This window comes from Streptomyces sp. NPDC058637, from assembly GCF_042717325.1.
Lineage (GTDB): Bacteria > Actinomycetota > Actinomycetes > Streptomycetales > Streptomycetaceae > Streptomyces.
Map to the genome: position 1 here is coordinate 226,523 of NZ_JBHXRD010000001.1, position 22,495 is coordinate 249,017.

Genomic DNA, 22,495 nt, shown 5'->3' on the forward strand with positions numbered 1-22,495 from the left:
CGCTCCTTCGCGGTCCTAGTCTTACGTCCGCCATGAACCGAACCGATGACCGACTGCTGCCGCTCCTTCTGACAGGCTCCCAGGCCGCGGTGTGGCCTGGGGCGGACCTGGTCCGCGGAACCGTCCCGCCCGGGTCGGCCCTTCTCGTGGCGGCCCTCGTCGTCGGCCTGGTGGCTGCCGCGCTCTCCCTGCGTCGCTCCAGGCCGGTGCTTGCCCTCGTCGTGGTCGCCGCTGCCTGCGCGCTGGGCGCCGGACCGCTGCCCACGGGGGCGATGGCGGTTCTGGGGACCGCGGGCGTCGCTCTCGCCCTGTACACCGTGACCACTGAACGCGACTCCTTCACGGCGCTGTTGTGCGTGATCGCGCTCACCGTGTGGCAGACCCTCTACGGCCTCACACTGCACGGGCTGGAGGAGCGCGACGGACTGGACATCGCTCTGACAGCGGTGCTGTACGCCGCCGCGTCGACGGCCGGGCTGCTGGTGCGGCGGACCCGTCGTGCGCGACGGGCCGCGCGACAGCGACTGCACAGGGCCGAGATCGAACGGCACCGGCTCCCGGCCGTCGAAAGGCGTCGGATGGAGAGGGAGTTGCATGACGTCAGCGCCCACCATCTGACGGCCGTGGTGGTCACGGCGGGCGCGGCTCTCGGCTTGCGTGACCGTCGTCCCGAGCTGGTGGGTGAGGCACTCAGCTTCGCGGCCGAGACCGGCCGCGAGGTGACCCAGGCACTCGGTGCGGTCAGGTCACCGGCGCCCTCACGGGAGCAACTGCCCACTCCGGCGGAGCGCCTGCTGGAGTTGGCCGCCGGGTTCTCCCAGCTGGGCCGGGGGGTGGAGTGCGCGATCGATCCGATGCCGGACGGTGCTCCGGCGGACGCGGCGTACGGCATCGTGCGTGAGGCCCTCACCAATGTGGCACGGCACTCGCCGGGCGCCGCCACGACCGTGACCTGCCGGTACGGTGACGCCGGCACGGAGGTCGTGGTCACCAGCGCACCGGCGCCGGCCGGGTCGGTGGCGCACGGCGCGGGCCTCGGTTCGGGACGGGGCCAGGGCTTCCTGCGGTCGCGGGCTCGGGAAGTGGGTGGCACGCTGACCAGCGGCCCGACGGCCGAGGGCGGGTGGGAGGTGCGCGCCGTCCTGCCCGGGCGGGCCGCCACAGCCTCGAAGGAACGGTCGGTTCCGTACGGCTATCGCCTCGCACAGGCCGTGGCCGCCGCCGGTCTCGCGACGCAGCCGCTGCTCCCCATGCTGGTGTTCGGGGAGGACATCGCGTCGAACACACAACGGGTGTCGGCAGGGTCGCTCTTCGCGCTGCTGGCCGCGGCGCAGGCACTCGCGCTGCTGTGGCGGCGTCGCGCCCCCGGCACCGCACGAGGCATCGTGCTCGGCCTCGTCCCGCTCTGGCCGGTGGCGATGGCCGTCGGTGAGTACACCGGCTGGGTACTTCTGCCGCCCTTGCTGAGCATGGTCGCCACGTGCGCGATGGTCGCCTCGGCGGCGGCCGCGGCCACTGCCCGCCCGCTCGGCACCGAACGGCGCCCGCGTCTGCGGGCCGAAGCGCTCGTGGCTGCCGCAGCCGTGGGAGTACACGGGACGGCCACGACGGCCGCCGTCCTGCACCGGGGTACGGACCTCCCCCTCTGGTCACTCGTCGCGGGAGCGACGGCTCAGGCGGCGCTGGCGGTGGGTGCGTCCTGGTGGGCCGGCGCTCTGCGCGGGCGCCGGGACCGGGCCGTGCGCCGTGAACAGACGAAACACCTCGCGGCGTGGACCGAGGAGGCGGTCCGGGACGCGTGGGCGGAGCGCCGTCGCATCGCCGCCGGGCTGGAGACCACGGTGCTGGCGCGCACCGCCGACATGGTGGCGCAGGCCGAGGCGGGCCGACTCGACGCGGTCGTCGCACGCGCCCGCGAGGCCCTCGCGGCGATGCGGGTCCTGCTCGACACCGTCCGCGAGACGGATACGGCACCTTCCCTGGGGCCGCAGCCCACCCTCCAGGCTCTCGACCTCCTCGCCCTCCAGATCCGGGCGACCGGTCGTGAGGTCGACATACGATGGAGCGACCGGATGCCGAGACGGTTGCCCACCGCTGTGGACCTGGCCGCCTACCATGCCTGCGAAACGTTTCTCACGGTCGGCGGCGATGGTCCGATGACCGTGGCACTCGACGCCGACGGGTCCGCGTTGACCGTGACGGCGACCGGCGTGCCGGACACCGCCCGCTCCGCCCTGTGCCGGCGGCTCGCGGTACGTGCCGCGGTGATCGACGGGACTCTCACCACCGGCCCGCGGGGCCCGGTGTGCGTCCGGCTGCCTCTGACCGCGCCACCGACGGTGCGGCAGGACGACGAGGAAAGACAACGATGAGTCTCAGAGTGCTGGTCGCCGACGACCAGGGCATCGTGCGGGCGGGATTCGCGGCCGTGATCGACGCCGAGGTGGACATGACGGTCGTCGGCGAGGCCGCCGACGGCGCCGAAGCGGTACGTCTGGCCGAGGAGTTGGCGCCCGACGTGGTCCTCATGGATGTCCGCATGCCCGGACTCGACGGCATCGCGGCCACGCGGATCATCACGGGCCGCCCCGACGCACCCCGTGTCCTCGTGCTGACCACCTTCGACCTCGACGCGTACGTGTTCGACACGCTACGCGCCGGCGCCTCCGGCTTCCTCCTCAAGGACATAGAGCCCGGTGAACTGCTGGAGGGCATCCGCGTGGTTGCCGCCGGCGAGAGCGTTCTCGCCCCGTCCGCGACCCGCAGGCTCATCGGTCACTACGCGTCCGGACCGGGCGCCGGAATCCCGGGCGGCGACGTCCCCCGCGAGCTGGGCAGCCTGACCGGCCGTGAACGCGGCGTCCTGCCCCTGCTGGCCTCCGGGCTGACCAACGCGGAGATCGCCGACCATCTCGGAATCACCGTCGGGACCGTGAAGTCCCACATCAACGCGCTGCTCCGCAAGCTCGAACTACGGGACCGGGTCCAGGCGACGATCTTCGCCTACGACCTCGGGCTCGTCCACCCGAACCCGCCCCGCTGAAGTGCCGTTTCGCAGCCATGCCCACCGAGGAGTCCACCGTGGTGACCCGACCAGACTTCCTTCCTCTTCGCTCGGCCGGCCGGGCCCTGAACACCCTTGCCGCCCGGCTGTACCTCACAGCCTGCGCGCTCCTGCTCGTCTGGGCGATCCTGGCCGCCTCCGAGGGGTCCATGGCGCTCGTCCTCCCGTTCGTCGCCACCGTCCCGGCCGGTGTCGTGCTACTGCTCGTCCTGCCCGAGGGAGCCGCGGCGTTCTACCTCTCCATCGTTCTCGGTGCCCTGCTCAACGCCCTGGTCATCGGGTGGTGCGCCCGCGCCCTGAGGCGGGGGCGCACCCCGGAGACGGCGCCCTGACCCGCCGGGGCGACAGCGCCACGCACGGAGCCCCAGGGGCCGAGCGCGCGCGGCTCCCACCTCAGCCGGTGGACTCCAGGACTTCGTAGACATGCCTGAGGTAGCTGTGGGTGCGCTCCGAGCCGAGGATCCCGTCGCCCACCCGGTTCATCGTGTACGAGAACGTGACGCGCCGGTCGAGGTCCATCATGACGATCGAACCGCCCCTACCTACCCAGAAGCAGATCCTCCCGGTGGGCATGTTCGGCATCGTCCGCGGATCGGCGAGTGCGTAGCCCATGCCCCAGCGGACGGGGACGCCCAGGAACAGGTCGACTCCGTCGGCCTGGACGTCGAACACCTTGTCCACCGTCTCCGCGGAGAGGAGCCGGAGGCCGTTGACCTGGCCGCGCCGTGAGATGACGGAGAGCGCTCTGGCCAGACCTCGTGCGTTGCCGTGACCGTTGACGGCTCCGAGTTCGGCGGAGCGCCACCGCGGGGTGTCGACGTGCTCGTCACGTGCGGGGCTTCCGAACAGCGTCCTGGTGAAGATCCCGTCGGGATCGAGGCCGGTGGGTATACCGGAGAGCTGTGAGGGCGCCACCAGATCGGCGATGCGCGGCCAATCGGCCCGGCGCGCGCCGATCTGGACATCGGCTCGTGCCGGCCCGGCGATCTCGGTGTCGACGAACTCCCTCAGGGTACGGCCACTGACCCGCCGGACAAGCTCTCCCACCAGCTGACCCTGGGTCTGCACGTGGTAGCCCGAAGCGGAGCCCGGCTCCCACCAGGGTGCCTGCGCGGCCAGCCGGGCGCTCGCGGTGGGCCAGTCGTACAGGTCCTCCACGGAGAAGGGCTGCTCCCAGCCGGAGAGTCCCGAGGTGTGGGCCAGGACGTGCCGCACCTCGATGTGCTCCTTCCCCTGGGCGGCGAACTCGGGCCAGTAGTGCGCGACCGGGCGGTGCAGATCCAGTGCGCCCCGGTCGACGAGGACGAGGGCCGCGAGATTGGTGAGGGTCTTCGTGGTCGACCACATGCTCACCAACGTGTCCCGGTGCCACGGAACGGTCCGCGCTTCGTCCGCGTGGCCACCCCACAGATCGACTTCCATGACCCCGTCCACATCGACGGCGATCGACGCCCCCAACTCCTCGCCGGCTTCGAGGTGCGCTGCCAGCGCCGCTCGTACCGGCTCGAACCGGTCAGTGCTCGTTCCCTCGACGACCATGCTCTTCTCCACTCCGGACGACAACCGTTCGCTCACTCAACGGGCTGAACGTCACGGCGGTTCACGCATCGCCACAGGTCATGACATCTGCTCACATGCCGCTCCCGAAGGGGCCGGTGACGGAGCCCGTCCGCACGCGTCTCGTTCTGCCGTGCGACCCCGGAGCGGACGCGCTCCGCACGAGCCGTCGGACCCGGACGGCGCAGGGACCCGTCCGCGGGTTCGCGGGCAGCGGCTACCTGTCGGTGGACGGACGGGAGGCGTTCTCCACCCTTGGTTGCACGCGACGATCATCCATCCTCCTGAGGACCGGACAGGGCCTCGGGCCCTAGTCTCGAAAACGTCGGGGAGGCAGCCCGGGGCGATCCGCAGACGGTGTCACCGTCCTTCCCGCCCCGGCCCTCCCGTCCGAATCGCCAGGCACACCACGCCGGCTCCCGCACGAACCAGGAGACCCCCATGTCCAAGCGCGTCCTTCTCCCGTCCCTCATCGGCGTCGCCGTCATCGGCGCGGTGACCGCGGGTGGCCTCGCCATGGCCTCGCCCGCCACGAAGCCGACCGTGAAGAGTGACTCGCCCCATTACGTCGCTCCGACGGGCAGCCGCGCCGGGTCGCTGACCTTCTCGGCAGAGGTGCACGACGATTCGGGCGTCCGCGGTCTCAAGGTCCTCGTCTGGCCGGCGAGTGCCGAGCTCGATCCGACCGAGGCGGAGATGCGCGACGTGGAGAGCGCCACGTGCCGCGGCACCGCGGACGGAACCGCTCGCTGCGTCTACTCACTGGAAGTCGGCGCCGAAGAGGCGGCGGAGCTGGGCCGGGGCACCTGGTACATCTCGACGCTGGCGACGGCGAAGGACGGGGAAACCGTGTTCCTGCGCCACGCCGCAACCTTCGACCTGGCCCGCTGACCCACCACCGGCATCCCGGGTGGCGGGGCGCCCTTGTCGCGGCGGCGCATCGCGCGGTTGACGAATCCGGCCGCCGGACGACGTCCTGCTAATGTCCTGTCCGATATGCGGGAAGCGGACAACGACGTCCTCGTCGCTCTTGTCCCCAGAGCCACCGCGACAACATTCCTGTGGGTTTCCGGTGGGGTCGAGACCGGTTTCCGTCACCGCGCGAACAGGTCATCCACATGCCAGGTCCTGGTCGGTGGATGCTCCCGGGGTGACGCCGTCAAGTGAGATTCTGGTGGGTACGGTGACAGCTGTGGGACAAGATCTCGACTTCGGACTGCTGGGTCCGCTGGAGGTACGGCGGGCGGGGGCGGCACTCGATCCGGGTCGCCGCAGGCAGCGACTGCTGCTGATTCGCCTGCTGCTCGCCGACGGCCTGGCGGTCTCCCCGCAGACTCTGTGCGAGGAACTGTGGCCGCGGCAGCCGGGGCGGGCACCGGGTACGGCGATGGGTTCCCTGCACGCCCACATCAGCAAGGTACGCGCGACCCTGGAACCCCGGCATCTTCGCCGGCAGGGGGCCTTCGAGACGCTGGTCACCGAACCCCTGGGCTATGCCCTGCGGGTGCCGCCCGGGAACCGCGACACCACGCGCTTCGAGCGCGCCGTTGCCCAAGCACAGCGGTTCATGGACCAGGGCCGACCCGATCGCGTCGTGGAAGAGGCCCAGAAGGCCCTGGGCATGTGGCGTGGCACGGCGTTCGCCGACGCCGCGCACCACCTGTTCGCCGCCCAAGAGACAGCACGCCTGGAAGAACTGCGGCAGACCACTCGCGAGATCCGCACCACCGGCCTCCTCCTGCAGGGCCGGATCACCGAAGCCCTCAACGCGGCACAGGAGATGACCGCGCAGCACCCCCTGCGGGAAACCGGCTGGGCCCTGCTGCTGCGAGCCCTGTATCTCGCCGGCCGGCACCCCGAGGCGCTGCGGCGCTATACCGACGTGCGCCGGCACCTCGCCGACGAGCTCGGCCTCGAACCGGGCCCGGCCCTGCGCGCCCTGCACCAGGGCATCCTCCACCATGACCTGCCGCCACTGCACCCGGCCGGCCGGCCGAACGACACGGTGACCGAGCACGGCCGCCACCCGGGCGTGACCACCCCGGCCGGGGCGCCGGACGGGGGCGAAGCAACCTCGTCGACCGGCCCTGCCGCCGACCGCCCCGACGACGCGGAAGCGGAGTCCGACGCACGTGGCGCAACGGTCGCGGATGGCGGGAGAACAGCGTCCCTGTCCCTGACCTCGGCGCGTCCGGCGCAGCTGCCGCGTAGCCTGCCGGTGTTCGTGGGACGGGCGGCCGAAGGCGCGTGGCTGTCCGCCGTCAGCGGTGCACCGGGCCGCCCCGGACCGACCACTGCCCCCGCTGTGGTCATCAGCGGTGCTCCCGGTGTCGGCAAGACCACCTTCGCCGTGCACCACGCGCACCGCATCGCCTCCTCGTTCCCCGACGGGCAGCTCTTCGTCAATCTGTGCGGATTCCACCCGCACGCACCCGCCGTCGAACCCGGCAGCGCCCTGCACGGCTTCCTCACCGCGCTGGGCGTCCCCGCCCCGCGTATCCCCGAAGACACCGCCGACCGGAGCACACTCTTCCGGAGTCTCCTCGCCGACCGGCGGATCCTCCTCGTCCTGGACAACGCCCGCGACGAGCAGCAGGTGCGCCCTCTGCTGCCCGCAGGAGCGGGCTGCCTGACCCTGATCACCAGCCGCAACCAACTTCCCGGCCTGATCACCACCGACGGTGCCAAGTCCCTCCGGCTCGCGCTGCCCTCACCGACGGAGGCGCACGAGGCCCTCGAACGGCGTCTGGGAACCGAACGGCTCGCCGCCGAGCCCGCCGCCGCGGCCGACATCATCCGTCTGTGCGGACGGCTTCCCCTGGCCATGGCCGTGGTAGCCGCCCGCGCGGAACTCGATCCCTCGCTCCCCCTCCACGCCATGGTCGACGACCTGGACCACACCCACGGCGGCCTCGAAGCATTCGCCGGCTTCGACACCACCACCGACGTGCGCACCGTCTTCTCCTGGTCCTACCGGTCACTGGATGAGCACACAGCCCGGCTCTTCCGCCTGCTGGCCCTGCATCCCGGTCCCGACATCACCGCCCCCGCCGCAGCCAGCCTCGCCGACCTTCCCCTCTCCCGGACCCGCCGCGCACTCGCCGAACTGCTCAGCTCCTGCCTCGTGGAGCAACCGCAGCCCGGTCGCTACGGCCTGCACGACCTCCTACGCGGCTACGCCACCGAGCTCACCCACGCCCACGACACCGGCCAGGGACGTCATCACGCCACTCTCCGGGTCCTGGACCACTACATGTTCACCGCCTGCGAGGCGAACCAGTTCCTCAAGCAGGACACGTCGCACGACCTGGAACTCGGTGCGCCCCGCTCGGGCGTCGGTCCGGAAGTCCTCACCACCGTGAAGCAGGCGACCCGATGGCTCACCGCCGAACAGCACGTGCTGACCGGCCTGCTCCACACCGCCGTCAGCCAGAAGCTCGACCACCACACCACCGGGCTCGCCTGGTCGCTCAAGGAGTACCTCAACCGTCAGGAGTTCTGGCCCGAAGCCATCGCCGCGCTGACCCCCGCCCTCGAAGTCGCCCGGCGTCTGGACAACCCCGTCGAAGAGGCCCGTTGCCTACGACACCTGGGTGGCATCCACGGCTACCTCGGCCATCAGGAGCAAGCTCTGCACCAGCTGCGACGAGCGACAGCGATCTTCGAAGAGCTCGACGACATCGGTGAACAGGCACGAGCCCACTACGTCACGGCCTGCGCGCTGTTCCTGTTCGGGCGGACCACGGAAGCTGTGGCGGCCTCCGAGCGAGGGCTGGAACTCTCCCGGGAAACGGGAGAGGAGTTGTGGTTGGCCGAGTGCCTCCTCGAACTCGCCTGGTTCCACTCCAACCTGGGCAACCTCGAGAAGAGCCTTCTGTACAGCGAGGAGGGCATCGCCTTGTTCCACCGTCTCGACGCGCCCTGGCAGCTCGCCCAGGGGTGGGACATCCTGGGCCACAACCTCCGCCTGCTCGGCCGTTACGAGGACTCGGTGACCACGTACCAGCGGGCGTCGCGGGCGTTCGAGGAACTGGGCGACCACAGAAATGCCATCGGCACACTGATGCGGCTCGGCGACACCCGGCTGGCCATGGGCGACCGGGAAGGCGCACGGACGGCCTGGGTCGACGTCCTCGAGAACGCTGAAGCGCGGGAGATGGCACACAGCGCTCAGCAGGTCCGTGACCGGCTCACCGCCCTCGACATGGACGAGGACCCCGCGCCCCCCGTGCCGGAGAGGGTGGTCGGGAAGCACGAGCTCCCGGTTCCGAGGAGTATGGGTCCCGCGCTCGGAGAGCCTTGACCGGGGACGGCCCGGCGGGCCGAAGGACTCCACGAGCCGGCAGCTGGTCAACTGACCGCTGTGGAACGGCATGGCGTCGGTCGAGCCGCTGCCGACGTCGGGTGTGCTGTTCGGGCCGGAGGAGAAGCGGCCTTCGTAGTCGCTGTGCTGCCGGATGCGGAGGTGCCGGGAGGACACCGGCTGTGGTGCGCCTACGCCGCTGGGGTGTTGACCGTCATCAGTGCGCCTGCCGGCACTCTTCCGGACAGCGGGACTCGGCGAAGCCGTGAACCGGTCACAGATGTGCCTCCTCGTCTCGTCACGGGCGAACTCGCCGGCCCCTCAAAAGACGCGGCGGTACGTCCGCCGCGGAGCTGCGTGCCATGATCACCGAACTGTGTGTCCCTCTGCTGTGAACGACCGGAACGAGGCGCCGGTTCACCTGTGTGTGGAGACGCGCGAGGGTGCGCCGGTGCGTGAACCGATCCTGCCGTTCACTCGTCCTCATCCGAGGAGAGGCCGTGCTGTCCGCCGCCCGGCCGTCGGCAGCCGAGTGGTCGAACCGCGCCTCTTCCGTCTCGGCGTGGTGTCTGCCCACGGCCCAGGCCCGGCCCTGGACCAGGGCGTCTTCACGTACCGGGACACCGAACGGAGTTCGGACATCCCGGGCGGAGAAGGCCGCCGACGTCGTCCTCGGGCCCGTCTGCCTTCCGCACCGGGTGTCCGTCCACCGGCCCCACCTCCCGACCCACCCCTCTGACCCCTCGGACGAATGAGAGCAAGAACGATGCCCCAGACGGACAGCACGGATCCAGCCGGCATCCCGGCGGGTGGCGGGACAGGCCCCGGGCCCAACCCGTTGCCGGTCCGGAAGCCGTCGACGGGCCCGGCGAAGACGTCCGGCGAGACCCGGACACCGGACGAGGCGCAACGCGCCAACGTCGCCCGGGCGCTGCGGGCGACCCGCCGTGCGGCGTCCGGCACGTCCGGAACACCGGTCCCCACGGCTCGCCCTTCCGGTGCCGGGGGCACACCCCCGCCGCACGGCCACCCGCCTGAGGAGAGTGCGGCATCGTCGTCCCGCCTTCCGCGCAAACCGGTCCTCGTCAGGGCGGTCGCAGGCGCCTTACTGCTTCTCGGGGCGCTCCTGCTGCCCGGTATCGGCGACGACCCGACAACCCCCACCGCGTCCCAACGCGCCGGCGAGGACCCGCGGGCCGGAAGCACCCCCGAAGTCGCCCCTTCCGACGACGGGGCGAAGAACAGCGCGGAGGAGAAGCGGAAGGCCGGCGACACGGAGGAGGTCCCGCCGGACGGCGCGGAGAAGGACCAGGAGAAGGGGAAGGGCAAGGGCAAGGACACCAGCGGGTCCCCTGCGCCCGAGGACGTCGGCGAAGCCGTGTCCGATGACTCAGGAGCCGGTACGAAGACGTCCGGCGACGAGGTGGGCCCTGACCGCAAGGACGGTACGGTGACCGGGCAGACGCTGACCGGCCGGCAGTCGGGCAAGTGCCTCTCCGGAGGAGGCACCGGGGCTCAGCTGACCATCCGGACCTGTGACGGCTCCGCCGATCAGCGTTGGGATTTCCGCTCGGACGGTACGGTCCGTTCGCGGGGACTGTGCATGGACCTCGTCGGCGCCTCGAAGGACAACGGCACAGCCGTCCGGGTGGCGTCCTGCTCCGGCGCGGCGGCTCAGCAGTTCCATCTGAACGCGACCGACGACTTGGTGGCCCGCTTCGCCGCCAAGTGCGTGGATGTCTACGACAGCCGGTCCACCGACGGAACCCGAGTCGTCCTGTGGCCTTGCACCGGTGCCGCGAACCAGACATGGACCCGCTCATGACCCGGACGGCGAGGCGGTCTTCGCCCGACACCAGGGGCGCGGGGCGAGGATCGCCTCGCAGGAACCGTCCGTTCGCCCGTCCGGACGCCACGCCGAGCAGCCCCGGCTCACAGGACCGTACGCCGAGCGATCAGCCGCAGGAGGGCTGGTCAGACCCGGTTCTCCGCCTGAAACATCCAGCTCTGCTTCTCCAGATCGGCCGTGAGTCCGATGAGGAGGTCCTCGGTGACGACATCCACCGGGCCGATCTCGACGATGCGCTCACGCAGTCTCCCGGTCACTGCCGAGAGCGCGTGCACCAAGGCCTCGACGGCGTCGCTGTCCTTGGTCCAGCCTGACGGAAAGGCGGGCACCGAACTGGTTCCCGCTATGGTCGCGGCCCGTCCGTCCGGGCTGACGCCCAGGGCGGCCGCTCGCTCGGCCACCGTGTCGGCGTGGTCCCTGGCGATGGTGGCGGCCTCGTCGAGCTGGACGTGAACCGAGCGGAAGCGCGGGCCGTACAGGTTCCAGTGGGCCTGCTTGGCCACCAGGGACAGGTCGAGAAGGTCGGCCAGGGTCGCCTGCAGCGCCGCACCCGCGGTCTCGCGGTCGCGCTCCGGCAGGGAGTTGTTGATGACCGGCATAGGAGTGCGGTCCTTTCGTGAGTGGCGCCGCCGTCCTTCTCGCGGACGTCGGCGACTGCCGTTCGCAGAAACATGCCGCAGCTCGTTTCTGTGGGGCGCTGATGAGCCCGAGGCTAGGAACGGTGGAAGCCCTCCGTGGGTTCAGCTCGTCCCGCATGTGATTCCGCACGCGGCGCTCGGCCCGAAAACGGCGGGCCCCGGGTGGAGCCCGTACGTCCATGCGTCCGTGACCGCGGCCGACCGGGCCCCGGCGGCTCAGCCCTCACCCGTTCACGACTCCCGGCAACCGCTACCGAAGGTGGAACTCCTCGTGCAGCCGACACCGACAACCCCAGCCCCGGGCCCGTCCCGGCTGAGCGAAGAACGCCGACGCGTCATCTTCGCGGCGGTCCGGGAAGTGCTCAAGGACGTGGGCTTCGAAGCGCTGACGATGGACATGGTCAGCGCGAGGGCGCGCACGAGCAAGGCGACTCTCTACCGCCGGTGGCAGCACAAGACCCAGCTGGTGGCAGCGGCCCTCGAACAGAGCGAGCGCATCCGCATCGACGCCGTCGACACCGGCTCCCTCGCGGGCGACCTGGACGAGGTCGCCGTGAGGGCGGGAGAGGACGGGGGGCAAACCGCCCGTCTGCTCTCCTCGATGACGCACGCGGTACGCGGCGACAGCCATCTCGCCAAAGCCCTGCGCGGACATGTCGTCGAAGGGCATCTGGAGGCACTGCGTCTGCTGCTGTGCCGTGCGGTTGAGCGGGGGGAAGTCTCCGGGGACTGTCCTGCCATCGCCTACTTCCCCCAGCTGGTGCTCGGTGCGATGGTGTCGCAGCGGGCGGTGACGGGAGCAGACCCCGACACGGCCCACCTGCGCGCGTACTTCAGGTCCGTCGTGCTTCCCAGCCTGGACTACGGGCACCACTGACGACCGTGCGACCGGGGCCGCGCCATGGTCACACCCCCAGGATCCCCTGCTTCTCCAGCGCTTTGCGCAACGCCCGCACGGCGTAGAAGGCACGGCTCTTGACGGTGCCCGCCGGTATGCCGAGGTGCTCGGCCGCTTGGGCGACGCTGCATTCCAGGTAGTACATGAGGCAGATGACGGTTCGCTGCTGCTCGTTCAGCTCCCCCAGGGCCTGCGACACCACATGGGAGTCGATCGTGGATGCCGTGTTGTCGCCGGAGACGTCCAGCTCCTCGATGGACATGTGCTCCAACGGCCGTATCTGACGCGCCCTGTGATGGTCGATCACGAGGTTTCTGGTCACGGTGAACAACCACGGTCTGAGGCTTTCGCTGCGGGTGCCCAGGAAACGGGCGTGTTTCCAGGCGCGGGCCGCAGTCTCCTGGAAGACGTCCTCCCCCTTGTGCCAGTCACCGTCCAGCAGGCGCGCGGCGTACCGGACCAGCAGAGGGCCGTACTGGTCGTAGATGTCTCTGATGAAGGCGTCGCAGTCGGCGTCGGACGCGGGGTTCCGATCATGCGACCAGGTCGGAGCGGAGGCAGTGGTCCGCGTTTCCATGATCCCGTTCATGCGTGGTGCTCGATCCTGTCCAAGTGTTCCGTGGCGTGCTCAGCCGCGTGCGCGGACGAACGGCTCACACACTCGCCGGAAGCCCTTGGCGAGACCTTGTCGCTTTCTTGCCGTTCCGTAGGGGCCGGAGTGTTGCTCCGGCCCCTACCGAAGAGGGAGGTGACTACTTCTTGAGCCGCTCGTACACCTCGACGGCTGTGATCAGGTGGCCGACTGCGTTGGGATGTGCCGATCCGGACGTCACCGGCAGCAGCGGGTTGATCCACTGCGCGGAGGATGGCCGGCACATGTCGTGGCCCCGGAACACCGTCGAGGTGTCGACGTACTCGGCATCCTTCGTGAGGGCTACCAGCTCCAGCATGAAGTTCAGCCGGTTGGTGGTCTGGTGGAGCCAGGCGACGTCACCCTTGGCGACGGGCACGGACGAACCGCAGGTACTCCCGTCGGCGGGGAACGGGTTGGGATACCCGACCACGACGACACGCGCCTGAGGGCTGCGCCGCTCGATGTCGGCGAGCATGTCGGGCAGGCGGGTGTTCAGCCTCGCGAAGCCCGCGTCCACCTCCTTCGCCGCCTTGTCCCGGCAGGGTGTCCCCTCCCGGGTGGTGAGACCGGCCAGGACACACCTGGTGATCACGTCGGAGAAGCCGAGGTCGTTGCCTCCGAGCGTGACGGTCACCAGGTCCGTGTCCCGGGTGAGGGCGTTGACCTGGGGTGCGGACGATCCCTCGTGATTCCACAACGAGCGCGTGGTGGCTCCGCTGCACGTGACGTCCTTGAAGACGGAAGGCTTGTACGTCTCGGCGATCCACGCCGGGTAGCTGCCCTTGGAACGCATGCACTCCGCGTCCGTCTGCTGGGAGAGGCCTGTTCCTGCGGCGTAGGAGTCGCCGAGGGCCACGTAATGGTTGACGGATCGCTGCCCGGAGACATCGGCCGCGGTGGCCGGAGCGGCTCCGGAAGTCAGCAACGAGGCGGTGAGCGCAGCAGCCGTCACCAACCCCTTGCGGACCGTCGAGTACGGGTGGGAAAGGGCCATGGAATCCCCTTGAGATGGAAAGAGGCCGTACAAGTCGCCGGCCTGCCCTTGCGCACGCGACGCGTGCGGGCGTGTCTTCCGTCTCTACGACAGCGGCACCCACCGGGTTCACGTCCGGCGAGCGCGCTTACCGGGTCGCGTCCTTGCGGGCAGCTGTCTTTCCCCTGGGGGCGGTGGCCGATCCTGCGCGCCTGCAGCGGCCCGTGAACGCCTTGCCGAACTCGACCTCCGTGACGCTCCTGGCCCTTGGGGCGAAGTGGCCAGGCGGCGCCCGGGCGGCGGGGCGCGACCGGTTCCGGCGCCCGGCCGGGAGCGTGGGGACGCGTTTTCGGGCGAGGGGCCGACAGGCAACGAGGGAGATCGCGACCGCGTCCGAGAAAGGCGCTCAAGTGGTGAACGGGAGCGCACTTTCCCACGTTGCGCTGATTGGACGTGCACGCGTCCCTGGGATGCCGCCGTGCGCTGTGGCCCTCGGCGGCACCACACCACCATGGAAGGAACAACTCACCAGTGAAGCGCTTCATCACACGCCTCGCGGTAGTCGCGGCGGCCGGAGCTATGGCCGTTGTGCTGCCTGCTTCGTCGGCGTCCGCCATCAACCGCACCGATTGCAATGGATTGGGTCTCCTGAAGCTTCACAACGCGGGCGGCGACCTCTGCTTCGCCAACGCGGGCGTGCAGAGCGTGGCGATCTACGGCGTGGACCGGATCTGGACCGGAGACAACAAGGTCACGTTCGAGTACGTGCCGAGGCTGGGCGAGCCGGCGACCAGCGGGACCGTGGACAAGTGGCATTTCGGTAACCTCTCCATCCACAAGATCACGAAGATCAGGATCTGGTAGCGCCCGTCGCCGCGAATGAGGTGACAGCGGGTCCTCGTCAGCGATGGCGCAGGTACTCGGTTCCGGAACCCACCGTGTCGCAGAGGTGGGGGCGCGGCAGGGCGCAGCCGTAGTGGTCCACACGGCTGTATGGCGTCGCTGCGATGGGTTCATCGAGCCTTTTCAGCTTTGCCCGCGGGTCTGGGCGAGTGCCCGTTTCAGCGTCTGCCCGGTCGGTGACGGTTCGCCGTTGGGCGGGCGGCCCGGCAAGGCCGGCGAGATCCACAGAAGCCGGCCTTCGGGATCGGTGATGACCTGCACGTTCACGCCATGGCGCCGGTGCTTGTGGGCGTGATCGGCGCGTCCGCCGCCCAGGCGGTCGCACTCGCCGAGGGCGCCGACCGGGAGCACGTAGCCCGGGTCGTGCTCGCGCAGGTCTTGAGCAGGCCCGGGCATCCGGTCGGCGAGGAGCCGCACGCCGGCAGTGGCATGTCCGTGGGCGATGCCTACGGACATGCCCGACCCGGCGATCTGCGCGAGAGTGTCGTGCTTGCGCGGGTTGGCGAGACGACGAGGGCGCACTTGAGCGGCGGGAGCTTCCGGCGGCGGCCACCCTCACGGGTGACGATACGCATCGTGACCCACTCGACCAGCGCATGAGGCAGGCCGAGTGCGGCAGAACAGGGAGCCAACAGGGCTTCTGGGCCGCCAGGTTGAGGCTTCGAACACCTCACCCGACGGCACGGGAGCCCTTGTCCGTTGCCGGCACCAAGGTCATCGCCCGATCGGTGGCCACGCCGAAAGGCTCACCGACTGCTGAAGACGTGCTCGTGCCCGGAGCCGATCCGTGTAACTGGTGGGGCGCGTGGGACCTGAACCGGTGACGCCTCTCAGCTGCAGAGGTGTACTCGCCACACCGCCGCCACCCCCTCGTGCCTACTCACCAGTTGACTTCGAGGAGCCGCTACACAGCGTGACCGGTGGCGCGCCGGTCGAGTCCGGCGAGGACGTAACCGAGCAGTACGTTCAGAACCAGGTCGACAAGGGGCGGTGGGAGTGAGCATCGAAGAGGAGTCTCCGAGGAGGTTTCGCTGCTGCGTGTGCGGCGACGGCACCGCCGGCTCACCGGATTACATCACCATGGAACTGGCGGTGGAGCATCTGCCGACCCGCCAATGGTTCGGAGCGCACGCGAGGTGTCTCAACGAGGTGCTGGCTGAGGGTTTCCGTGTGGAGATCCATGAGATGTAGGCCTCGGATGCAGGACTCGTCCGGCAGGTTCCGGACGCGTGGAGGAGGAGCCCGTGACTGAGTCAGGATTCACCCTGAAGATCGGGGCGGACGCCGGGAGCTCGTTCACCGTCATGTTCGAGCCGAGCGGAATGCCCTATGAGCTCGGTCCCTCCGAGACCATGTCCGCACACGTCGAGGAGGCCGACCCCGAGGAACCGGAGATCGTGTACCGGGACGGTGGCATCTCCATCTAAGCTGAATCTCCTCGAGCGCAACAGCTTCGCCCCCGGTACTCTCGGCTCCGGCCGCGCGTCAGCGGCGGGGCGGGTGGGACTCGAACCCATAGCAGTGATGCCTCTCAGCTCACGGCGCACTTCTCTCCACGTCGGCCACTGTCCAGCCGCGATTGCCACAAGGGCACGCCCGCGCAAGCGCACCGCGACCGTTCAGGGCCCGAGGCGAGAGAGCCGGGCATGAATCGTCTTGCCCGCGCCGGGGCCGGGGGTGACGGTCAGGTCGGTGGTGAGGCGGCGGACCATGTGCCAGCCGAAGCCGCCGCTGCCACCGTTCAGGTCGGGTGCGCGCTCGCGCGGGGGCACCGGGCTGGGGTCACTGATCGCGACGGTCACCGTGTCCGTCGTGGCAGACAGTTCGAGGGTGAACTGACCGCCGCCATGGCGCAGCGCGTTCGTGGTGAGTTCGGAGACCACCAGCACGAGGGTGTCGACCGTGTCAGGGGCCGGGGCCGGGACAAGGCCGCAGGCGAAGGTGCGCGCGGCCTCACGAGCCCAGTGGATACTCTCGGTACTGCGGCCCCGCGTCGTCCTTGGCGTAGAGGGCGTAGCAGCGATACTGATCTTCGAGCCGTCCACGTCTAATCACCCCGCTCGTTGTCGATTGTGCCGCTTTACGATGACAGGCAGTGTGCCCTCTCTCTGCGGCCCCACTCGTCCCGGTGCAGCTCTCCGGCATCGTTCCGGCGACAGAACACGGTCATTCGACATGCAGAAAATCTGCCGCGGGGGTGAGATCGCGGGTTCCCGGCATGGACCGGTCCCTCGATGCGGGCGTTCATGGCGCCCTCCCTCGGCACGAGACCGGTCTACAGATTCCGCGGACGGTTGGCGTGAGAGTTCTGGGCCGATACGTCGAGCAGACTGTGCGTGACCTCGGCCGTCGCCCGCACCCACAACTCCCTCTGTTGCGACCTCTCGTACAGGCGGGCATTGTCGATGGCCACCCCGGCCGCCACGGCGAGTGTGGTCAGGATCGACTCGTCCTCGGCATCGAAGTGGGCGCCGTCCAGCTTCTCGGTGAGGTACAGGTTGCCGAACACCTGGCCGCGGATCCGGATCGGCACTCCCAGAAAGCTGTCCATCGGGGGGTGACCCGCGGGAAATCCGTACGAGGACTCGTGCTCCGAGAGTTTCGCCAGACGAAGGGACTCGGGGTGCGCGATCAGCTCTCCGAGAATGCCGTGGCCCGACGGCGACGAGCCGATCGAGGCGACGTCACTCGTCGTCCACGCCGACGGTCAGGAACTGGACGAGCTTCTCGTGATCGGGCCCGATGACGCCGAGCGCCCCATACCGCGCCCGGACCAAGGACGTAGCCGCTCGCACCACGTGCCGCGGTACGTGTTCCAGGTCCAGATCACGGCCGACGGACGTCACCACTTCCATCAGGTCATGAACCCGGTCCCGGGCGCTGTGCGCCGCGTCCAGCCGGCGCTGGAGGAGTGCGAGTCGCTCCGCGCACTCCTCCAGGTCATCCTGCGTACAGCTGTCCTGGGTGTGCGAACCGAAAACACTCCTCGGGCTGCGGGAGAAGACTCATCTCAGAACTGCGGGTGCCCCGAGAACTTGATCGTCTTCTCGGCGAGATAGAGCCGCAGGCCGATCTCACGGTTGGTCAGTCCGTCGCCGATCAGCGCGGAGATGTCACGTTCCCGGTCGGTGAGACCGTACAGCGCATCCCGTTCTGAGTCCTTGCGCTCGCTCGTCCCCCCCGTAGCCGCGACATCAACCGGGCGGCAGCGCTGGGGTCCAGCATGGAGCGGCCGGAGCCCACCGTGCGTACCGCAGCCACGAGGTCACCTCCCTGGATCAGCCTGAGCACGTATCCGGACGCCCCGGCCATGATGGCGTCGAACAGGGCTTCCTCGTCATCGAAGGACGTGAGCATCAGGCAGGCGAGGTCGGGCGTGCGCGAGCGCGCTTCGCGACAGACATCCACACCGTTGCCGTCCGGGAGTCGTACGTCGAGCACCGCCATGTCCGGGCGCAGGGCCGGAATCCGGGTCAGAGCCTGTTCCGCGGTCCCCGTTTCCCCCGCGACGCTGATGTCGGGTTCGTCACCGAGGAGATCACGCACACCGCGCCTGACCACTTCGTGATCGTCAAGGAGGAAAAACCCGGATCGGGTTCTCAACACTGCGTGAACTGCTGTCCTGCGTGGACCGCTCCACAACGCTGTCGGTCGCGCAGTCCGCGGGAACAAGCGTTCCCGCGGAGTCAAGAGTGCAGCATTCCTTCTTCTGCGGCCAGGGCCGGCGAACTGTTCGGGGTGCCGGCGACCGCTTCCGTGCTCGCTTCCGTACCGCCCTCCGCGCGGCGAAAAGCCTTCCGCTGACGAGGGCTCTGGCCCTATCGTCTGAGCCCGTGATCAGAAACGGCGTTCCAACGGCCCCGACGGTCTACCGGCTCGCCAAGGGGCGTGTGTGGGCCATGCTGGCCGGCTCTCTGGTCTTCGTCGCTCTGGGCATCGTTTTCCTGGTCGCCCACAGCACCGTGAAGATGACTGTGGCGGGGGTGCTGGCCTTGCCCTTCTTCGGTTTCTGCTCGGTGATCATCATCCAGCGCCTGCTTCGCGACCGACCGGAGCTGGTGCTGGACGACGCGGGAGTGGACCACGTGAGACTGGGCCGATTCACCTGGGAGGAGATAGCCGCCGTGCGGATACATGAGCAGCGGGTACGGAACACCTCGCAGCGGTTCGTCGAGCTGGTGCTGCACGACCCGGACGCCTATCTGGCTCGAGCACCCAAGCCCGTCCGCAGAACCGCGTCCATGAACGCACGTTTGGGCTTCGGTCCGGCCTACATCGCCACGAACACCTTGCCGGTGCCGCCTGAGGCGGTCCTGGGCGCGATGCGGCGCCACCACCCCGGACTCGCAGTACAGCACTGAGCGCGCCCGTTGCCCGACCGGCTACGGCTGGGTCGCGCAGTTGTCTGTGCGCGGTCCGGGACGATCCGAACTCGTCGGGGAGGTCCCGCCAAGGCGAGCTGATGGGGTACTTCCACACGATGGCTTCGAGCGTGCGGCGGTGATCGGCCCACCGCCGTCCGCGAACCGGATTGGCCGGCATCAGCGGCTCGATCGGGTCCCACATCGCATCAGTGATCACTAATCGGACAGGCATGTCCGATCCACTAGAGCCCACCGAAGAGACACGTTCTGGGTGAGGTGGGGTGTGCCGCTCAAGACCCGAGCAGCGCATCCTCAGGGCCGCTCGACGTTCGACTCCCCTCGTACGCGGCAACGTGCGCGTCGACGAAGGCGCTCTGCGTGGTCGTGCGGCATTCCAGCCGTGGACAATGGGCACCGCTCGCAGAAGAGCATGCCGGACATCTGTACATCTCCAGGAAGCACCGTCGCCACTCGCATTCAGAGCCACGACGTCTCCGGCGAGCGGGATGTCCTGCGGCACAGGCTGAACCTGATGCGGACCGCGGCGGACTGCTCAGCCTGTCAGCCGACGGGCCGCATCGCTGGTGGGAGTGTCGTAACAGGGCGATACCTTGCCGCCATGGCTGACATCTATGAGCTCTCAATCGTCCTGAACCTGCGGGAAGGTCTGTCGGACGAAGAGACCGCAGAGCTTCGGTGGCATCTCGGGCTGGGCAACAAACCGCAGATTCTCCGCCTCGTGACCTCGTTTCCGGTCATGGTGGAGGACGATTGCGGCGAACCCGTCATAGAGAACCATCCCGTGCCATTGCTCGGCCGACATGGCGAGGCGTGGAAGGTAGACGGAGCGCTCTTCTCGGTGCTGCTACGCCCTGCGGAAGCCCTTCACGGATCATGGGCCCTGACCGTTCGGCAGGAGATCCACCCCGACGAGTTCGACTCCACCGGTGAACTGCTCAGGTGGCTGGCTACCAAGGCCGGTGACCGGCACCGTTCCTCCACCGGTGAGGTCCGCCTGGGGTGGACCAGGTTCTACGAGTCACACCAGTACGAGCCCTTGGTGGTCCAGGACAACGAGGTTCTGTGGCCGTAGAGCCGCAGCTTCGCCCTCAGCCTGAACGGCGGACCTACGTCCCATGACAACGGACGTTGATCGTTGTCATCGCCGTCAGATCCGCCACGGTGCTCCCGGAATGCTCGCAACCTGCGCCGCAGTTGCCGCCGACACCCGCAGGCAGCCCGCGACCGGCACAAGCGCCCGGAACGGTGTCACCGGGCCGGGATCGGCTGGGTCAGGTTCACCGGGTTGCCGTCGGGGTCCTGAATGTGGGCGACGCGCTGTCCCCACGGCATGTCGTCGGGGCCGCTGCGGACCGAGCCGCCCAGAGCCTCCACGCGGCCGAGCGTCTCCTCGACATCGTCGACACCGATGCTGAGCAGCATTCGCGGTGCTGACCCGGCCCCCAGGCCCGTCTTGGCCACCAGCCCGAGGTCGGTGTCACCGATGCGCAAGCCGCGGTAGAAGGCCGGCCCTTCCTCCGGTACTCGGGAGATCTCCTCGGCGCCGAACAGCTGCGTATAGAAGCCGAGCAGGACGTCCTGGTCGGCGGTCAGGATCACTGGCTGGATGGTGGACATGGCACTCCTGTCGAGAACGGTCGTGTCGCTGGTAGACCGTTCGCGGACGGTGAACTCATCGGCAAGGCCGCCATGTCAGCCGATCTACGCCCCAGACTGCCTCAGTCCGGCAGCAGCACTACCGCTCGGGGAAGCGCTCGGGCTCCCGGGTTCGGCGTGGTAGATCACCAGTTGTTGTCCCGGCGCGCCGCGGACGTCGAAGGTCTGGTACATGAGGTCGAGCGGACCGACGTCGGGGTGGACGACCTCCTTGCCTGGCGGATTTAAGGAAGTCCGGGGGTACCGCTTGCCGTGGGGGAACGGGTCAGTTGAGCCCCCGAGCCGGACACTGTGAGCTGCTCCTCGCCAGCCGTTCGGCCACAAGGAATAGGCGTGGATCAATGCAGCCCGCAGACTGGTACAGCTCGTCGGCGTCATGCGCATGGCAGCGCCGCTCTCAGCACCCCGCAGATCGGCGGCGAGACCGGTATGGAGGTGCTGATCGCCGTGCTGACGCTCTTGAGTGGCCCGCACAATGCAGGATCGACCCCGGATGATCTGCTCACCGGCATGCGAGCGACCTCCTTCGCTGCGGCTGCGGGCCCGGGGCCCGTTCCGGCGACGGGTGGATCCGGGCGAGCAGGCCGTGGAGCCGGTTGGTGACCGTGGCTCGTCTGGCCGAAGAAGCAGGCCCGTGCCGCCTGGCCCGTGTCTGTGCGGCCGTGTGCCGCGACTCACGCCGCCGTGGTGCGGAACGTGCTGGGGCTGAGTCCCTTGTGGCGTTTGAAGGCGGTGCTGAAGCCGAAGGCGTCGGCGTAGCCGACGGTCTTGGCGATCTGGGCGATGCTGAGGTCGGTGTCGGCCAGGAGTGCCTCGGCGTCGTCCATGCGGCACTCGGTGAGGTAGGTGAGGGGCGGACGCCCCATCAGCTCGGTGAAGCGACGGGCGAACAGTGCCCGGGAGACGCCGGCTTGAGCGGCCAGCGACGCGACCGTCCAGCTCTCGGCGGGCCGCCCGTGGAAGGCCTGCAGGGCGGGGGCGAGGACTGGGTCGGCGAGGCCGCGGTACCAGTCGGGCGCGTCGGTGCCTGCCCGGTCGAACCAGGTGCGCAGCGTGCAGACCAGAGCCCAGTCGAGGAGCCGGTCCATCAGCGCCTGCGAACCGGCTGAGAGCCGGGCGGCGTCGGCGGCGGAGTTCTCCAGCCAGGCGCAGACCTCGGCGTCCTCGGCCACGACCAGGACGGGCGGCAGGGCGCGCAGGAGCCGTTCGTGGCGGTGCCCCGAGGCGCGGTAGGCGCCCACGATCAGCGCGGTCGCTCGATCCGGGCCGGTGCCCCAGTGGATGCCGTCGAGTTCCTGGCCGGTGCACGCGGCGTCCGCGGCGAAGCAGTTGATCTCGTACGCGGTGTGGGGGCGGTGGACAGTGCCAGGCTCGTCCGCGAGGCGGAACCGTGCGGGGCCTCGGACGATGGCCGTGTCGCCCGCGCCAATCGCGCGCTCGGTGCCGTCGGGCAGCAGTAGCGTGCCGCCACCGCGCAGCACGCTGACCATGGTGAGCGGAGCGGCGTCGGCGAAGGTGATACTCCAGGGCGCCGTCAGGACGGCATGGCTGACGACCGAGCCCTCGGCTCGGATGCCGCTCAGCAGTGAACTCAGAGGATCCACACCGCAATCGTAGACGATCTCCAATGTATTG

19 protein-coding genes and 5 pseudogenes are annotated in these 22,495 nt (G+C 69.4%); 12 read left to right on the forward strand and 12 right to left on the reverse strand.

Annotated features, from left to right (window positions below; all coding sequences use genetic code 11):
- Nucleotides 1-32: 32 nt before the first annotated feature.
- Genes ACFWVP_RS01080 through ACFWVP_RS01090 form a run of 3 tightly spaced genes read left to right on the forward strand, consistent with a single transcriptional unit; the run spans nucleotide 33 to nucleotide 3,396 of the window.
- Nucleotides 33-2,372, forward strand: coding sequence for a histidine kinase (locus ACFWVP_RS01080; RefSeq protein ID WP_384492829.1), 2,340 nt, complete (start codon nucleotides 33-35; stop codon nucleotides 2,370-2,372).
- Nucleotides 2,369-3,043, forward strand: coding sequence for a response regulator (locus ACFWVP_RS01085; RefSeq protein ID WP_384492830.1), 675 nt, complete (start codon nucleotides 2,369-2,371; stop codon nucleotides 3,041-3,043). Before ACFWVP_RS01080 ends, ACFWVP_RS01085 begins: the two co-directional genes overlap by 4 nt.
- Nucleotides 3,044-3,081: 38 nt before the next feature.
- On the forward strand, nucleotides 3,082-3,396 hold the full coding sequence (locus tag ACFWVP_RS01090; RefSeq protein WP_384492831.1) for an SCO4225 family membrane protein: 315 nt from the start codon (nucleotides 3,082-3,084) through the stop codon (nucleotides 3,394-3,396).
- A 61-nt stretch (nucleotides 3,397-3,457) separates the two neighbouring features.
- On the opposite strand, the gene ACFWVP_RS01095 is transcribed toward ACFWVP_RS01090, so the two are convergent.
- Nucleotides 3,458-4,603 carry a serine hydrolase domain-containing protein gene (locus ACFWVP_RS01095; protein ID WP_384492832.1) on the reverse strand — a complete coding sequence of 382 codons (1,146 nt, stop codon included), beginning with the start codon at nucleotides 4,601-4,603 and terminating at the stop codon, nucleotides 3,458-3,460.
- 459 nt (nucleotides 4,604-5,062) lie between these two features.
- Here ACFWVP_RS01095 and ACFWVP_RS01100 point away from each other — a divergent pair, with 459 nt between their 5' ends.
- From ACFWVP_RS01100 to ACFWVP_RS01110, 3 genes are all read left to right on the forward strand, one after another.
- Nucleotides 5,063-5,512 (forward strand): DUF5707 domain-containing protein, encoded by a 450-nt coding sequence (locus tag ACFWVP_RS01100; protein ID WP_384492833.1) that lies wholly within the window; start codon nucleotides 5,063-5,065, stop codon nucleotides 5,510-5,512.
- Between the two features lie 301 nt (nucleotides 5,513-5,813).
- Complete coding sequence (locus ACFWVP_RS01105) at nucleotides 5,814-8,924, forward strand: BTAD domain-containing putative transcriptional regulator (protein WP_384492834.1); 3,111 nt, start codon at nucleotides 5,814-5,816, stop codon at nucleotides 8,922-8,924.
- A gap of 766 nt (nucleotides 8,925-9,690) precedes the next feature.
- Nucleotides 9,691-10,749, forward strand: a complete 1,059-nt coding sequence (locus ACFWVP_RS01110; RefSeq protein WP_384492835.1) for an RICIN domain-containing protein — start codon at nucleotides 9,691-9,693, stop codon at nucleotides 10,747-10,749.
- Between the two features lie 149 nt (nucleotides 10,750-10,898).
- On the opposite strand, the gene ACFWVP_RS01115 is transcribed toward ACFWVP_RS01110, so the two are convergent.
- The gene (locus ACFWVP_RS01115; RefSeq protein WP_384492836.1) at nucleotides 10,899-11,372 is read right to left on the reverse strand and encodes a Dps family protein; all 474 of its coding nucleotides are present in this window, start codon (nucleotides 11,370-11,372) and stop codon (nucleotides 10,899-10,901) included.
- Between the two features lie 310 nt (nucleotides 11,373-11,682).
- Here ACFWVP_RS01115 and ACFWVP_RS01120 point away from each other — a divergent pair, with 310 nt between their 5' ends.
- Complete coding sequence (locus ACFWVP_RS01120; protein ID WP_384492837.1) at nucleotides 11,683-12,288, forward strand: TetR/AcrR family transcriptional regulator; 606 nt, start codon at nucleotides 11,683-11,685, stop codon at nucleotides 12,286-12,288.
- 28 nt (nucleotides 12,289-12,316) lie between these two features.
- On the opposite strand, the gene ACFWVP_RS01125 is transcribed toward ACFWVP_RS01120, so the two are convergent.
- Both ACFWVP_RS01125 and ACFWVP_RS01130 read right to left on the reverse strand, forming a co-directional pair.
- Nucleotides 12,317-12,886 carry a sigma-70 family RNA polymerase sigma factor gene (locus ACFWVP_RS01125; protein ID WP_384492838.1) on the reverse strand — a complete coding sequence of 190 codons (570 nt, stop codon included), beginning with the start codon at nucleotides 12,884-12,886 and terminating at the stop codon, nucleotides 12,317-12,319.
- A 175-nt stretch (nucleotides 12,887-13,061) separates the two neighbouring features.
- Nucleotides 13,062-13,937, reverse strand: coding sequence for an SGNH/GDSL hydrolase family protein (locus ACFWVP_RS01130; RefSeq protein WP_384492839.1), 876 nt, complete (start codon nucleotides 13,935-13,937; stop codon nucleotides 13,062-13,064).
- A gap of 510 nt (nucleotides 13,938-14,447) precedes the next feature.
- Here ACFWVP_RS01130 and ACFWVP_RS01135 point away from each other — a divergent pair.
- Entirely contained in the window at nucleotides 14,448-14,780 is a 333-nt protein-coding gene (locus ACFWVP_RS01135; RefSeq protein ID WP_250287146.1) for a beta/gamma crystallin domain-containing protein, read from the forward strand.
- A gap of 237 nt (nucleotides 14,781-15,017) precedes the next feature.
- On the opposite strand, the pseudogene ACFWVP_RS01140 reads toward ACFWVP_RS01135, so the two are convergent.
- Nucleotides 15,018-15,451, reverse strand: a pseudogene (locus ACFWVP_RS01140) (IS5/IS1182 family transposase); the annotation flags it as partial.
- A 364-nt stretch (nucleotides 15,452-15,815) separates the two neighbouring features.
- On the opposite strand from ACFWVP_RS01140, the gene ACFWVP_RS01145 reads away from it, so the two are divergent.
- Both ACFWVP_RS01145 and ACFWVP_RS01150 read left to right on the forward strand, forming a co-directional pair.
- Nucleotides 15,816-16,010 carry a hypothetical protein gene (locus tag ACFWVP_RS01145; RefSeq protein WP_384492840.1) on the forward strand — a complete coding sequence of 65 codons (195 nt, stop codon included), beginning with the start codon at nucleotides 15,816-15,818 and terminating at the stop codon, nucleotides 16,008-16,010.
- A gap of 53 nt (nucleotides 16,011-16,063) precedes the next feature.
- Nucleotides 16,064-16,246 carry a hypothetical protein gene (locus tag ACFWVP_RS01150; RefSeq protein ID WP_384492841.1) on the forward strand — a complete coding sequence of 61 codons (183 nt, stop codon included), beginning with the start codon at nucleotides 16,064-16,066 and terminating at the stop codon, nucleotides 16,244-16,246.
- A 192-nt stretch (nucleotides 16,247-16,438) separates the two neighbouring features.
- On the opposite strand, the gene ACFWVP_RS01155 is transcribed toward ACFWVP_RS01150, so the two are convergent.
- The 3 genes and pseudogenes from ACFWVP_RS01155 to ACFWVP_RS01165 form a co-directional block, all read right to left on the reverse strand.
- Nucleotides 16,439-16,864 (reverse strand): ATP-binding protein, encoded by a 426-nt coding sequence (locus tag ACFWVP_RS01155; RefSeq protein ID WP_384492842.1) that lies wholly within the window; start codon nucleotides 16,862-16,864, stop codon nucleotides 16,439-16,441.
- A 269-nt stretch (nucleotides 16,865-17,133) separates the two neighbouring features.
- Nucleotides 17,134-17,758: pseudogene (locus tag ACFWVP_RS01160) on the reverse strand (GAF domain-containing protein); the annotation flags it as partial.
- A 95-nt stretch (nucleotides 17,759-17,853) separates the two neighbouring features.
- A pseudogene (locus ACFWVP_RS01165) lies at nucleotides 17,854-18,459 on the reverse strand (response regulator); the annotation flags it as partial.
- Nucleotides 18,460-18,718: 259 nt separating this feature from the next.
- On the opposite strand from ACFWVP_RS01165, the gene ACFWVP_RS01170 reads away from it, so the two are divergent.
- Nucleotides 18,719-19,180 (forward strand): STM3941 family protein, encoded by a 462-nt coding sequence (locus ACFWVP_RS01170; protein WP_384493009.1) that lies wholly within the window; start codon nucleotides 18,719-18,721, stop codon nucleotides 19,178-19,180.
- Here the strand turns inward: ACFWVP_RS01170 and ACFWVP_RS01175 are convergent.
- Nucleotides 19,167-19,415 (reverse strand): annotated as a pseudogene (locus tag ACFWVP_RS01175) (transposase); the annotation flags it as partial. The gene ACFWVP_RS01170 and the pseudogene ACFWVP_RS01175 sit on opposite strands and share 14 nt — an antisense overlap.
- A 387-nt stretch (nucleotides 19,416-19,802) precedes the next feature.
- Between ACFWVP_RS01175 and ACFWVP_RS01180 the strand changes: the two are divergent.
- On the forward strand, nucleotides 19,803-20,276 hold the full coding sequence (locus tag ACFWVP_RS01180; protein WP_384492843.1) for a hypothetical protein: 474 nt from the start codon (nucleotides 19,803-19,805) through the stop codon (nucleotides 20,274-20,276).
- A 176-nt stretch (nucleotides 20,277-20,452) separates the two neighbouring features.
- Here the strand turns inward: ACFWVP_RS01180 and ACFWVP_RS01185 are convergent, their stop codons facing one another.
- The 3 genes and pseudogenes from ACFWVP_RS01185 to ACFWVP_RS01195 all read right to left on the reverse strand — a co-directional run bounded on the left by ACFWVP_RS01185 (nucleotide 20,453) and on the right by ACFWVP_RS01195 (nucleotide 22,464).
- Entirely contained in the window at nucleotides 20,453-20,821 is a 369-nt protein-coding gene (locus ACFWVP_RS01185; protein ID WP_384492844.1) for a VOC family protein, read from the reverse strand.
- Between the two features lie 84 nt (nucleotides 20,822-20,905).
- Nucleotides 20,906-21,073, reverse strand: a pseudogene (locus ACFWVP_RS01190) (transcriptional regulator); the annotation flags it as partial.
- A gap of 461 nt (nucleotides 21,074-21,534) precedes the next feature.
- Complete coding sequence (locus ACFWVP_RS01195) at nucleotides 21,535-22,464, reverse strand: AraC family transcriptional regulator (protein ID WP_384492845.1); 930 nt, start codon at nucleotides 22,462-22,464, stop codon at nucleotides 21,535-21,537.
- Nucleotides 22,465-22,495: the final 31 nt, after the last annotated feature.

What these genes read in the sequence shown, in the direction of transcription:
- ACFWVP_RS01080 (WP_384492829.1), top strand. Translation starts at nt 33, where the DNA reads ATGAACCGAACCGATGACCGACTGCTGCCGCTCCTTCTGACAGGCTCC.
- ACFWVP_RS01085 (WP_384492830.1), top strand. Translation starts at nt 2,369, where the DNA reads ATGAGTCTCAGAGTGCTGGTCGCCGACGACCAGGGCATCGTGCGGGCG.
- ACFWVP_RS01095 (WP_384492832.1), bottom strand. Translation starts at nt 4,603, where the DNA reads ATGGTCGTCGAGGGAACGAGCACTGACCGGTTCGAGCCGGTACGAGCG.
- ACFWVP_RS01100 (WP_384492833.1), top strand. Translation starts at nt 5,063, where the DNA reads ATGTCCAAGCGCGTCCTTCTCCCGTCCCTCATCGGCGTCGCCGTCATC.
- ACFWVP_RS01110 (WP_384492835.1), top strand. Translation starts at nt 9,691, where the DNA reads ATGCCCCAGACGGACAGCACGGATCCAGCCGGCATCCCGGCGGGTGGC.
- ACFWVP_RS01115 (WP_384492836.1), bottom strand. Translation starts at nt 11,372, where the DNA reads ATGCCGGTCATCAACAACTCCCTGCCGGAGCGCGACCGCGAGACCGCG.
- ACFWVP_RS01125 (WP_384492838.1), bottom strand. Translation starts at nt 12,886, where the DNA reads ATGGAAACGCGGACCACTGCCTCCGCTCCGACCTGGTCGCATGATCGG.
- ACFWVP_RS01130 (WP_384492839.1), bottom strand. Translation starts at nt 13,937, where the DNA reads ATGGCCCTTTCCCACCCGTACTCGACGGTCCGCAAGGGGTTGGTGACG.
- ACFWVP_RS01170 (WP_384493009.1), top strand. Translation starts at nt 18,719, where the DNA reads ATGCTGGCCGGCTCTCTGGTCTTCGTCGCTCTGGGCATCGTTTTCCTG.
- ACFWVP_RS01180 (WP_384492843.1), top strand. Translation starts at nt 19,803, where the DNA reads ATGGCTGACATCTATGAGCTCTCAATCGTCCTGAACCTGCGGGAAGGT.
- ACFWVP_RS01185 (WP_384492844.1), bottom strand. Translation starts at nt 20,821, where the DNA reads ATGTCCACCATCCAGCCAGTGATCCTGACCGCCGACCAGGACGTCCTG.